The following is a 12,779-nucleotide window of genomic DNA, read 5'->3' as shown; positions in this document are numbered from 1 at the left end:
GTGATGACTGATCCTATTGAAACAGAAAACCCTGATGCTCCACATGTCCCTGTGTTATTGCGCCCTTTGTTGCGTCACTGCGCGCCTGTGTCTGGCCGTTGGTTGGACGGCACTTTCGGGGCAGGCGGTTACACCAAAGGGCTGATCGAAGAGGGCGCAGAGCTCGTCTATGGTGTAGACCGTGATCCTTTGGCGCATGATTTGGCGTCTCACTGGATTGACGACTACAACGGCAAGATCAAATTGGTCTTGGGCACCTTTGGGAAAATGGACGAATACGCGCAGGATCTGGACGGGGTTGTCTTGGATTTGGGCGTGTCTTCCATGCAGCTTGATCTGGCTGAACGCGGTTTTTCGTTTATGAAAGATGGTCCTCTCGACATGCGCATGTCGCAAGATGGCCAATCTGCTGCTGATTTTGTCAATTCCGCCGATGAAGAAGAAATCGCATCAGTTTTGTTTCACTACGGCGAAGAAAAACAGTCGCGCAAGATCGCCAAAGCCATCGTGATGGACCGTGCGCAAAAAGAGCCTTTTACGACGACATTGCAATTGGCAGGTCTGATCGAACGTATTTTGCCACGCAAAAAGCCAGGACAAAGTCACCCTGCGACCCGCACCTTCCAAGCGATCCGTATCGCGATCAACGACGAATTCGGTCAGCTGATCGAAGGGCTTGAAGCGGCAGAACGTGCGCTAAAGCCTGGCGGAAAGCTGGCTGTTGTTACATTCCATTCCTTGGAAGACCGCGTGGTGAAGCGCTTTTTGCAAGAACGGTCATCAACAGGGGGCGGTGGATCGCGCTATGCGCCGGTGATGGCTGAGAAAACCCCTGCTTTTGAAAAACTGTCAAAAGCCATTGGTCCTGATGAGGACGAGCTTGAACATAACCCACGCGCACGCTCTGCACGTTTGCGCGTTGCTCAACGGACGTCTGCCCCTTTCGTTCATGTTGAACGTGAAGGTCTTGGTTTGCCGAAACCTGTTTTGTCACGAGGTGCTCGCTAATGCGTTCTGTTTATATTGTTCTATCCGCACTGTTTGTCATGGGGCTCGCAGTCTGGGCCTATAAAGAAAATTACGCCACCCAAGAGGTGTTGCGCAATGTCAGCCAAGTCCAGCGTGAAATCGGCCATCAAGGCGAAGAGCTGGCCGTGTTGCGCGCTGAATGGGCCTATTTGAACCGCCCCAGTCGTTTGCGCGATTTGGCGGAATTGAATTTTGATCGTTTGGGGCTTTTGCCGCTGATGCCTGAACAATTCGGTACTGTTGAGCAAGTGAACTTTCCAATCGAAGAAGATATCCTATCCGAACTCGAAAACCCTGTCAGTGTTGTTGGCAGCTTGGAGGCAATCGACCCATGAGTATGCGCACGCCGCTGCGCCCTTTGGCGCGTATCTTAAAAGCCCGATCATCAGGTGAAAACCCTGATGCGATCGAGCGCGAGAACCTGCGGCTGCGTCACGAAGAAATGCGCGATAGCACGCGTTTGCGCGCTGAAGGGCGCTTGTTGGTTTTGGGGCTGTGCTTTGTATCTGCCTTTGTTGTCGTGGGGTTGCGCATGGGGCAGGTGGCTGCAACCACCCCAGAAGAACCACGCGCCGTCACGACAGGCACGTCGATTTTGGCCGCGCGTGCAGATATTCTGGATCGCAATGGTCGCATCTTGGCCACCAATCGCACCACGCATAGCCTTTACGCCCAACCACAAGAAATGATCGATCCGCTTTACGCGGCAAACGAGCTGGTCAAAATCTTTCCTGATCTGAACAAAGAGCGCTTGATCCGTGATTTTACAGGATCGCGCAAATTTCTATGGATCAAAAAGCAAATCGCACCTGAGCAACAACAAGCCGTGCATGACATCGGCGATCCTGGCTTGCTGTTTGGCCCACGCGAGTCGCGCTTGTACCCAAACGGTAAATTGGCGGCGCATATTTTGGGCGGTACAAAATTTGGTCGCGAAGGCGTAATGAGCGCGGAAATCATTGGGCAATCGGGCATCGAACGATACCGCGACGACTATCTGCGCGATCCTGCGAATGGCGATAAGCCGTTGCAACTGTCTATCGATTTGTCGGTGCAATCGACCATGCGCGAAGTTCTGTTTGGCGGCATGCACTTGCTTGATGCCAAAGGGGCTGCGGCAGTTTTGATGGATGTGAATACAGGCGAAATCGTTTCTATGGTGTCCTTGCCTGACTTTGATCCAAACGGTCGCCCGACCTTTGCTGGACAAAATGCGTCTGACAACCCACGCTTTAACCGCGCGGTGCAAGGGGTTTATGAACTTGGGTCCACGTTCAAAATATTTGCCGCAGCGCAGGCGATGGAACTTGGTATTATGACGCCCAACACTTTGATCCCCGCCACGCCACCCTTTCGGTGGGGCAAACACCGCATTGGTGAATTCGAAGGTCATAACTATGGGCCAAACCTCAGTCTGACCAATATGATCGTAAAATCATCCAACGTTGCAACAGCTCATGTAGCGCAACAAATCGGTGTGACGCGTCAAAAAGAATTTCTGAAATCTCTCGGATTTTTCGACCCCACACCTGTGGAATTGACCGAAGCGGCAGGCGCAAAGCCATTGTTGCCGCCGCATTGGTCCGAATTGTCCACTTTAACCATCGGTTACGGCCACGGTATTTCTGTATCGCCTTTGCATTTGGCGGCTGCTTATTCGTCATTGCTCAACGGTGGTACACGGGTCACGCCCACATTGATCAAACACCAAGGACCGATGCCAAAAGGCCCCCGCGTGGTGCGCCCAGAAGTGTCAAAAGCATCGCGTGATATGTTGCGCGCTGTTGTGGCCGAAGGTACGGCATCTTTTGGTGACGTGCGCGGCTATAAAGTGGGCGGCAAAACAGGGACAGCCGATAAGCCGCGTGAAAATGGACGCGGGTATTACGATGACAAAACCATCACCACATTTGCGTCAGTCTTTCCTGCCGATGCGCCGAAATATGTCTTGATCGTCACTTTGGATGAGGCGGTGGAAACCTCTGGTCCAAAGCCCCGCCGCACGGCGGGTTGGACGGCTGTGCCTGTTGCGGGTGAAATCATCCGTCGTGTCGCGCCTGTTTTGGGGATCAGACCCGATATTGAAACCCTCGCGCTGGCGCAGTAAACTCTACGCGTAGCAAAACGATTATAGTCAAAGGCACGCGCAGGCATGGCAAAAACGCTTTCCGAACTTGGTTTAACTGTCAAAGCAGGGCGCGATTTGCCCATCAGTGGTTTGGCGGTTGATAGCCGTAAAGTCCAAGAAAACATGCTGTTTGCCGCATTGCCTGGCGTGAATGTGCATGGCGGTGAATTTATTCAATATGCCTTACGCATGGGGGCGACTGCGATTCTGACAGATCGGCAGGGCGCGGCTATCGCAGCCGACTGTATCGCGGAATATGACCCTGCCGTTGTGATCGCAGAAGACCCACGGCAAGCTTTAGCCTATGCCGCAGCGCTCTGGTTTGGTCAACAGCCGCAGGCGACTGTCGCCGTTACGGGCACCAATGGCAAAACCTCGGTCACCAGCTTTACCCGCCAGATTTGGCAGCTCATGGGCTATGACGCGATCAATTTGGGCACCACAGGCGTTGAAGGCGATTGGGAATGCCCCAGCCCCAACACCACACCCGAACCGATTACCTTGCACAAAATGTTGGGCGATGCGGCTGCCGCAGGCATCACACATTGCGCGATGGAGGCCTCAAGCCACGGGCTAGCGCAGCGCCGAATGGATGGGGTGCGTTTGGTCGCGGCAGGCTTTACCAATTTTACCCAAGATCATTTGGATTATCACGCCACATTCGAAGATTACTTTGCCGCCAAAGCAGGTTTGTTTACCCGCATTTTAAGTGAAGACGGTGTCGCGGTTGTCAATATTGATGACGCGAAGGGCATTGAAGTGGAAACGCTCTGCGCCGAACGCGGCATTGATGTCATGCGGGTTGGGCGCTCTGATGCTGCGGATTTACGTATTTTAGGTCAAAGGTTTGATGCAACAGGCCAAGACATCCGAGTGGATTTTGTCGGCAATATTTATCAATTGCGTCTCAATTTGATTGGCGGCTTCCAAGCCGATAATGTCATGGCTGCCGCGGGGCTGGTCATGGCCAGCGGCGGTGATCCAGAAGAAGTCTTTTCCTGTTTGACCGAACTGACTGGTGTGCGGGGACGCATGGAGCATGCCGCAACGCGCGGCAATGGCGCCGCTGTATTCGTGGATTACGCCCATACACCCGATGCTGTTTCCACGGCGATCAAAGCGTTGCGTCCTCATGTGATGGGGCGCGTGGTTGCTGTGATCGGCGCAGGCGGTGACCGCGATGCGGGCAAACGTATTTTGATGGGGCAGGCGGCGGCAGAACATGCAGATGTGGTTTTTGTCACCGATGATAACCCGCGCTCTGAAGATCCTGCGCAAATCCGTGCGGCGATCATGGAAGGCGCGCCGAATGCCATTGAAGTGGCTGATAGATCTGAAGCCATTTTGCGCGCAGTGGATGCTTTACAGGCTGGCGATGCGCTGATTGTCTGCGGCAAGGGTCATGAAACCAGTCAGATTATCGGCGATGTGACCTATCCGTTTGATGATGTGGAGCAGGCTTCCATCAGTGTTGCTGCTTTGGATGGTGCGCTGTGAGCGCGCTGTGGACTTGCGCGGATGCGGTCAGCGCCACTGGCGGTCGCGCGACGTGTGATTTTGACATAACAGGCGTTTCCATTGATACGCGCACGATTGAAAAGGGCGATCTTTTTGTCGCTCTCAAAGCCGCACGTGATGGGCATGATTTTGTTGCCATGGCTTTGGAAAAAGGGGCGGGGGCCGCTTTGGTCAGCCATGTGCCTGAGGGCGTGAGCGCTGATGCGCCTTTATTGATTGTCGATGACGTTTTGACAGCCCTAGAAAATCTGGGACGTGCAGCGCGCGCGCGGGTGTCAGGCAAAGTGATCGGCGTCACGGGGTCAGTCGGAAAGACATCGACCAAAGAAATGCTTCGCGCCATCTTGGCGGGGCAAGGCAAAGTCCACGCCGCCGAAGCCAGTTACAACAATCATTGGGGCGTGCCTTTGACCTTGGCGCGCATGCCTGCGGATACGGATTTTGCCGTAATCGAAATCGGCATGAACCATCCTGGCGAAATTGCGCCTTTGTCTAAAATGGCGCGTCCAGATGTGGCGATGATCACGACAGTCGCCGCTGCGCATTTGGAAGCCTTTGAGAATATCCAAGGCATCGCCCATGAAAAAGCCGCTATTTTCGAAGGGCTTGTGGCAGATGGTGCCGCTATTATAAATGGCGACCTTGATGTGACGCCCATTTTGCGCAGCGCTTGGCAGGGGACCACATTGACCTTTGGTGAAGCGCATCACAATGACGCCACTTTGCACTCTGTATCTTTGACGGGCGATGCAACCGTGGCCCAAGCGGATGTCGAGGGGATTCAACATCTGTTCCGCCTGAGCTCTGCTGGGCGCCACTTTGCCACAAATGCTGTGGGCTGTTTGGCCGTTGTGCAGGCTTTGGGCGGTGATGTGACTTTGGCCGCCCGCGATCTGACCCTTTGGTCTCCGCCTGCGGGGCGCGGTGCACGCGAAACAATCTTGCTTGATCCTGTCGAAACTGACCAAACGCTTGAACTGTTGGATGACGCTTTTAACGCTAATCCCACGTCCATGCTGGCCAGTCTTGAAGTCTTGGCGGCATCACGTGTCACGGATGGTATTGGGCGCGTGCGCTTGGGGCGGCGGGTGGCCTTTTTGGGCGATATGTTGGAGCTTGGCCCAAGTGAGCACGCGGATCACGCTGGCATTGCAACCGCGCCATGGATCAATGCCATCGACGTTGTGCATTGCATCGGTCCCTTGATGAAATCACTTTACGATGCGCTTCCATTGCAAAAACGCGGCAGTTACGCGCAGAGTCCCACCGAAATTTTACCAGATCTGCGCCACTTAGTTGATGCAGGCGATGTTGTTTTGGTCAAAGGGTCAAAAGGATCAAAGGTCAGCCAGCTGGTTGACGGCATTCGCAAGTTGGGGCATCCGCTGCACAGATAATAAGCGGCGCGCGGGCAGGCCTGCGCGTCAAACTTACGGGGTATAAGAACACATGTTATATTGGTTGGCCGAACTGTCGGATGGCGGTGATTTTTTCAATTTATTTCGCTATATCACCATGCGCGCAGGCGGGGCCTTTTTTACGGCTCTGATCTTTGGATTTATCTTTGGTCAGCCGCTGATCAACATGCTGCGCCGTCGTCAAGGCAAGGGGCAACCCATTCGCGATGACGGTCCTGAGGGCCATTTTGCCAAGGCGGGCACGCCAACTATGGGCGGCTTGCTGATTTTGACGGCGCTTTTGACATCGACTTTGCTATGGGCGCGCCTTGATAATGGCTATGTTTGGTTGGTTTTGTTTGTCACTTTCGCTTACGGAGCGATTGGTTTTGCTGATGATTACGCGAAAGTGTCGAAAGCCAATACCAAAGGCGTTTCATCAAGGCTGCGCCTAGCTTTGGGGCTTTGTATCGCTGTAATTGCAGGCATCTGGGCAACGATTTTGCACCCTGAAGCGCTGACCAATCAACTGGCTTTGCCGATTTTCAAAGATGTCTTGATCAACCTATCCTTTGCCTTCGTGCCTTTCGCTGTGATTGTTATCGTGGGGTCTGCCAATGCCGTGAACCTGACCGACGGTTTGGATGGTCTGGCCATCATGCCTGTGATGATCGCCGCTGGCACCTTAGGCGTGATTGCCTATGTGGTCGGCCGTGTGGATTACACTGATTATCTGGGGCTGCATTACGTGCCTGGTACGGGTGAAATCTTGATCTTTACCGCTGCTTTGATCGGCGGTGGACTTGGATTCTTGTGGTATAACGCCCCCCCCGCTGCCGTGTTTATGGGCGATACAGGATCGCTGGCGCTTGGCGGCGCATTGGGCGCGATTGCTGTGGCGACCAAGCACGAAATCGTTTTGGCCATCGTCGGCGGCTTGTTCGTGGTCGAAGCCCTGTCTGTGATTATCCAAGTGCTCTATTTCAAACGCACAGGCAAACGCGTGTTTTTGATGGCGCCTATTCACCACCACTACGAGAAAAAAGGCTGGGCCGAATCCACCATCGTCATCCGTTTTTGGATCATCTCACTGGTGTTGGCTTTGATTGGCCTCGCGACGCTGAAACTGCGCTGATCCGACCTCGCGCCACAGGAAAACATCAGAAAGCCTTTGCCCATCGGGTGAAGGCTTTTTCTATGCCTATCCCCTTTCCATTTGCCCCTAGACCGCCGATGATACGGCAACTGAATTTGCGGGTGAGATGATGATTCCAGTATATGGCTATGAGGGTCAAAATGTAGCGGTCTTGGGGCTTGGGCGGTCAGGTATGGCCACGGCAAAGGCTTTGGTCGCAGGGGGCGCAGAACCTATTTTGTGGGACGACAGCGTAGAAGCGCGCGCAGCCGCCGAAAGCGAGGGGTACACCCTACGCGATTTGTCCAAGCACGAGGCCTTCGATGACATCGCAGCCCTAATCGTGTCGCCTGGTATTCCGCATTTATACCCAGAGCCGAACAAAATCATCCAAGCCGCATGGACCGCAGGCGTGCCCGTAGACAACGACATAGGTCTGTTTTTCAGATCGTTCGGCCAAGGGGACTGGATGGATCACGACACGCCGCCACGCGTCATCACGGTCACAGGGTCCAATGGAAAATCCACCACATCGGCGCTGATCCATCACATTTTAACTGAAACAGGTACGCCATCGCAACTTGCAGGCAACATAGGCCGCGGCGTGTTGGATATCGATCCTCCTCAAGATGGCGAAGTGGTGGTGTTGGAACTGTCCAGCTATCAAACGGAACTGGCCCGCGCCTTGACGCCCGATATCGCTGTTTTCACCAATCTGTCCCCTGATCACTTGGACCGTCACGCGGGCATAGGCGGGTATTTCGCCGCCAAGCGTCGCCTCTTTGCAGAAGGCGGACCAGATCGCGCCATCATTGGTGTCGATGAAGTCGAAGGGCAATATATGGCCAACCAATTGGTTGAAGGTTTTGCCGATGACCGTTTGATCCGCATTTCGAGTGGGCAAAAACTAAAAGGCGCTGGATGGAATATCTATGCGCAAAAGGGGTTTTTATCCGAATGGCGCAAAGGTCGCCAAGCGGGGTCCATTGATTTGCGCGAGATCGCAGGTTTACCTGGCGCGCACAATCATCAAAACGCCTGTGCCGCCTATGCGGCCTGTCGTGCGATTGGCACAGCACCCAAATTGATCGGCGCAGCATTGAACAGTTTTGCAGGCCTGCCGCACCGCAGCCAAGTTGTCGGCGAAAAAGACGGCGTGCGCTTTGTTAACGACAGTAAGGCGACGAATGTGGATGCGGCAGCAAAAGCGCTACAAGCGTTTAAATCCATTCGCTGGATTGCAGGCGGCATGGGCAAAGAGGGCGGTATCGCGGATCTATCAGATCATCTTGGCGCTGTGGCAAAAGCCTATTTGATCGGGTTTTCGGCCAAAGATTTTGCTTTGCAACTGGGGCAAACGCCCTATGAACTTTGCGAAACTATGGCCGTGGCCGTGGCCAAAGCTGCCGCGGAAGCTGAGGCGGGGGACACGGTTCTATTGGCGCCCGCTGCGGCATCTTTTGATCAATACCCAAACTTTGAACGACGCGGTGACGATTTCATCGCCGAGGTTGAAGCGTATTTAGCCTGATCAGACAGGCAATGCTTTGCTGATATAACATGCGCTCTCGCAATCTATTGTAGCGCGAGGGCGCTAGATACGCTATATACCTGCCATAGATCCGCAAAAAGCGGACAGAGCAGAGGCATAGGCGGTCCCATGACAGAAATGGTTTATGGTTCTATTTCGGTATCCGAAGGCGAACCCGTTCTTCCGCGCTGGTGGCGCACAATTGACAAATGGACGCTGTCTTGCGTCTTTATGTTGTTTGGTATTGGCATTTTGCTGGGCCTTGCTGCATCGCCGCCCTTGGCTGAAAAGAATAACTTACCTTATTTCTATTTCGTGCAGCGCCAAGTGTTCTTTGGCTCTATCGGTCTGATGACCATGATTTTTATCACCATGATGGACCCGCATAAAGTGCGCAGGCTTGCCGTTGTGGGCTTTGTTGGCGCGTTTATAGCGCTGGCCTTGCTGCCCTTTTTTGGCACTGATTTTGGCAAAGGCGCGATGCGGTGGTTTTCTTTCGGCTTTGCCTCGGTGCAGCCGTCTGAATTTCTAAAGCCCGCTTTTGTGATAACCGCCGCTTGGTTGATCGCCGCCGCTTTGGAAGTTGGTGGCCCTCCCGGGCGTTTGTATTCTTTTATGCTGACCTCCGTAATTGTTATTATGTTGGCGTTGCAGCCTGATTTTGGGCAAGCTGCCTTGGTCTTGTTTAGCTGGGGGGTGATGTATTTTGTCGGCGGTGCGCCGCTGTTTTTGTTGGTCGGGTTGGCGGGGCTGGTCGTGATCGGTGGCACTTTGGCCTACAATGGTTCTGAACACTTTGCGCGCCGTATCGATGGCTTTTTGAACCCTGATATCGATCCAACAACGCAAATCGGGTATGCCACAAACGCGATCCGCGAAGGCGGTTTCTTTGGCGTTGGGGTCGGAGAGGGGACTGTGAAGTGGTCACTTCCAGATGCCCATACAGATTTTATCATCGCGGTGGCTGCCGAAGAATACGGTATGATTTTGGTGTTTAGCATCATAGCACTTTACGCGACCATCACTGTGCGATCTTTGTGGCGTTTGCTGCGTGAACGTGACCCGTTTATCCGCTTGGCAGGCACTGGATTGGCCTGCGCATTTGGTGTGCAAGCTTTCATCAATATGGGTGTGGCTGTGCGGCTTTTGCCAGCCAAAGGCATGACACTCCCTTTCGTGTCTTATGGTGGGTCTTCTGTGATCGCATCAGGTATTGCCCTTGGCGCGCTTTTGGCGTTTACCCGCACCCGTCCGCAAGGTGAGATCGGTGACCTTTTGATCCGTCGCGGGCGCTAGTGTCGCCTGTCGTGAAAGGTATTTAAATGTCTGCTCTCTCTCCTTTGGTCGTTATCGCTGCTGGCGGAACTGGCGGTCACATGTTTCCTGCACAGGCCTTGGCTGAAGTGCTTTTGGCGCGTGGTTGGCGGGTCAAACTGACAACCGATCCACGTGGTGCGCGTTATGCGGGTGGGTTTCCCCAAGCCGTTGACATCGAAGTTCTGACCTCTGGCACATTTGCACGCGGTGGCTTGAAAGCAAAACTCAGCGTGCCGTTTAAAATCGCAGGTGGTGTTCTTTCGGCCATGCGCAAGTTTCGCCGTGATCGCCCCAATGTGGTGATCGGCTTTGGCGGTTATCCCGCTATTCCCTCTGTTGCGGCGGCGACTTTGATGAAATTGCCGCGCATGATCCACGAACAAAATGGCGTGTTGGGCCGCGTGAATTCTATCTTTGCCCCGAAAGTGGCGCAGGTGGCTTGTGGCGTTTGGCCAACACAATTGCCCGACGGAGCAGTGGGCGTGCATGTGGGCAACCCCGTGCGCGGTGCTGTTTTGGAACGCGCAGGCGCGCCCTATATTGCGCCCGGCGACTACCCGATGGAAATTTTGGTTCTCGGCGGCAGCCAAGGCGCGCGGATCACATCTGATGTGGTGCCTGCTGCGATCACGGCCCTGCCAGAGCATCTTAAACGCAATATCCGTATCAGTCAGCAAGCGCGCGAAGAAGACGTGGCGCGGGTTGAGCAGCATTACGCGGATCACGGTATAAGCGCCGAAATCAAGACTTTTTTCGATGATGTGCCCAGCCGTATGTCCGAAGCGCAATTGGTTATTGCGCGATCTGGTGCCTCGACTGTGGCGGATGTCTCAGTCATCGGACGGCCTAGTATTTTGATCCCCTTTGCCGCAGCAACGGGCGATCACCAAACGGCCAATGCGCGTGGTTTGGTTGATGCAGGGGCTGCGATTATGATCCCCGAAAGCCAATTGACCGTTGAAACTTTGGCGGCGCAAATTGCCTTGGTTTTGGACAATAGCGCGGGCGCAAATGAAATGAGCCTCGCGGCTTTATCGGTTGGTAAACCTGATGCCGCAAATGAATTGGCAGCCCTCGTTGAGGCGCTCGCAAACCTATAATCAGTCGATGTTGAACAGGCATCTATCTCGTATAAGAAAGACCCAAGATATGATCGTATCCGCAACAAAACTGCCCACAGAAATGGGTCCGATTCACTTTGTTGGGATCGGTGGCATCGGCATGTCAGGGATTGCTGAAGTTTTGTTGAACCACGGATATGCGGTGCAAGGCTCTGACCTGAAATCCTCCAAAATTACCGATCGTTTGGAAAAACTTGGCGCGCAGATTTTCATTGGCCAAAAGGCTGAGAACTTGGCTGGCGCTGAAGTTGTGGTGATTTCCAGCGCCATCAAAACGGGCAATCCAGAATTGGATGCCGCGCGTTTAACAGGCCTGCCTGTGGTGCGCCGCGCTGAAATGCTAGCTGAATTGATGCGTTTGAAATCAAATATCGCGGTGGCAGGCACGCACGGGAAAACCACCACAACCACAATGGTGTCAGCCCTGTTGGACCAAGGTGGCATTGATCCGACTGTGATCAACGGCGGCATTATTCATGCCTATGGGTCTAACGCCCGTGTCGGCACTGGCGACTGGATGGTGGTCGAGGCTGATGAAAGTGACGGTACGTTTAACCGCCTGCCTGCGACCATCGCGATTGTCACCAATATAGATCCAGAACATATGGAACATTGGGGAGATTTCGACACGCTGCGCAAAGGGTTTTACGATTTTGTGTCGAACATTCCCTTTTACGGCTTGGCGGTGTGCTGCACCGATCACCCCGAAGTGCAAACGCTTGTGGGCAAAATCACCGACCGCCGTGTTGTGACCTTTGGGTTTAACACCCAAGCAGATGTGCGCGCGATCAATCTGACCTATAAAAACGGCGTGGCACATTTTGATATCGCGCTGCAACAAGACGATATCGTGATTAAAGATTGCAGCCTGCCGATGCCCGGCGATCACAACGTGTCCAATGCTTTGGCGGCTGTGGCTGTCTCGCGTCACTTGGGCATGACGCCCGATGAAATCCGCGAAGGCTTGGCCAGCTTCGGCGGGGTGAACCGCCGCTTTACCCGCGTGGCCGAAGTTGGTGGTGTGACCATTATTGACGACTACGGCCACCACCCCGTTGAAATCGCAGCTGTGCTCAAAGCCGCGCGTCAAGCCACCGAAGGCCGCGTGATTGCTGTGCACCAACCGCACCGTTTCAGTCGCTTGGCCAGCCTGTTCGAAGATTTCTGTACCTGTTTTAACGAAGCAGATGTGGTCGGCATTTCGGATATTTTCGCCGCAGGCGAAGACCCTATTGAGGGCGCGGGGCGCGACGATTTGGTCGCAGGTCTTATTCGTCACGGTCACCGTCACGCGCGCGCAGTCACATCCGAAGAGGATTTGGAACGCCTTGTGCGCGAACAAGCCCGCGCGGGGGATATGGTGGTTTGCCTTGGGGCAGGGACGATTTCGACTTGGGCTTATGGTTTGGCGGATCGTTTGAAATCCGCGTAAACCGCACAGCTCAGACGAAGCCGCGACATCTTTGATGGCTATATGCATTTGGGCGCTTGCCACAATGGGGCTTGCTCCGTTATTCTTGAGGCATTAAAAACCGATGGGCTTGGAACTTTTGCTCGTTCTTCCCGCGATTTTAATTTGGCTGGGGCCTGCGTATCGCGACTT

The 12,779-nt window shown here is 54.1% G+C and carries 10 protein-coding genes; all 10 read left to right on the top strand.

The features are described from left to right. Positions 1 to 3 precede the first annotated feature (3 nt). On the top strand, positions 4 to 1,008 hold the full coding sequence (gene rsmH / locus EDD53_RS05185; RefSeq protein WP_123792101.1) for a 16S rRNA (cytosine(1402)-N(4))-methyltransferase RsmH: 1,005 nt from the start codon (positions 4 to 6) through the stop codon (positions 1,006 to 1,008). Continuing rightward, positions 1,008 to 1,364 carry a cell division protein FtsL gene (gene ftsL, locus EDD53_RS05180; RefSeq protein ID WP_123792100.1) on the top strand — a complete coding sequence of 119 codons (357 nt, stop codon included), beginning with the start codon at positions 1,008 to 1,010 and terminating at the stop codon, positions 1,362 to 1,364. The genes rsmH and ftsL overlap by 1 nt, the downstream gene beginning before the upstream one ends. Then, positions 1,361 to 3,136, top strand: a complete 1,776-nt coding sequence (locus tag EDD53_RS05175) for a peptidoglycan D,D-transpeptidase FtsI family protein (protein WP_123792099.1) — start codon at positions 1,361 to 1,363, stop codon at positions 3,134 to 3,136. The genes ftsL and EDD53_RS05175 overlap by 4 nt, the downstream gene beginning before the upstream one ends. 45 nt (positions 3,137 to 3,181) lie before the next feature. Beyond that, positions 3,182 to 4,654: a UDP-N-acetylmuramoyl-L-alanyl-D-glutamate--2,6-diaminopimelate ligase gene (locus tag EDD53_RS05170; protein ID WP_123792098.1), complete on the top strand. Its 1,473-nt coding sequence runs from the start codon at positions 3,182 to 3,184 to the stop codon at positions 4,652 to 4,654. Further along, a complete protein-coding gene (locus EDD53_RS05165) occupies positions 4,651 to 6,072 on the top strand; it encodes a UDP-N-acetylmuramoyl-tripeptide--D-alanyl-D-alanine ligase (RefSeq protein WP_123792097.1) in 1,422 nt (473 codons plus the stop codon). Before EDD53_RS05170 ends, EDD53_RS05165 begins: the two co-directional genes overlap by 4 nt. A gap of 52 nt (positions 6,073 to 6,124) precedes the next feature. After that, the gene (mraY, locus tag EDD53_RS05160) at positions 6,125 to 7,207 is read left to right on the top strand and encodes a phospho-N-acetylmuramoyl-pentapeptide-transferase (protein WP_123792096.1); all 1,083 of its coding nucleotides are present in this window, start codon (positions 6,125 to 6,127) and stop codon (positions 7,205 to 7,207) included. A gap of 130 nt (positions 7,208 to 7,337) precedes the next feature. Next, on the top strand, positions 7,338 to 8,738 hold the full coding sequence (gene murD / locus EDD53_RS05155) for a UDP-N-acetylmuramoyl-L-alanine--D-glutamate ligase (RefSeq protein ID WP_123792404.1): 1,401 nt from the start codon (positions 7,338 to 7,340) through the stop codon (positions 8,736 to 8,738). Positions 8,739 to 8,867: 129 nt separating this feature from the next. Continuing rightward, positions 8,868 to 10,034: a putative lipid II flippase FtsW gene (gene ftsW / locus EDD53_RS05150; protein ID WP_123792095.1), complete on the top strand. Its 1,167-nt coding sequence runs from the start codon at positions 8,868 to 8,870 to the stop codon at positions 10,032 to 10,034. Between the two features lie 26 nt (positions 10,035 to 10,060). Next, positions 10,061 to 11,155 (top strand): undecaprenyldiphospho-muramoylpentapeptide beta-N-acetylglucosaminyltransferase, encoded by a 1,095-nt coding sequence (murG, locus tag EDD53_RS05145; protein WP_123792094.1) that lies wholly within the window; start codon positions 10,061 to 10,063, stop codon positions 11,153 to 11,155. Positions 11,156 to 11,207: 52 nt separating this feature from the next. Further along, positions 11,208 to 12,608, top strand: coding sequence for a UDP-N-acetylmuramate--L-alanine ligase (murC, locus tag EDD53_RS05140; RefSeq protein ID WP_123792403.1), 1,401 nt, complete (start codon positions 11,208 to 11,210; stop codon positions 12,606 to 12,608). The last annotated feature ends 171 nt before the right edge of the window (positions 12,609 to 12,779 follow it).

The sequence above is a fragment of the Pacificibacter maritimus genome, assembly GCF_003814915.1.
In the GTDB taxonomy this organism is placed as follows: domain Bacteria; phylum Pseudomonadota; class Alphaproteobacteria; order Rhodobacterales; family Rhodobacteraceae; genus Celeribacter; species Celeribacter maritimus.
This window is presented reverse-complemented; position numbering and strand designations above follow the sequence as displayed.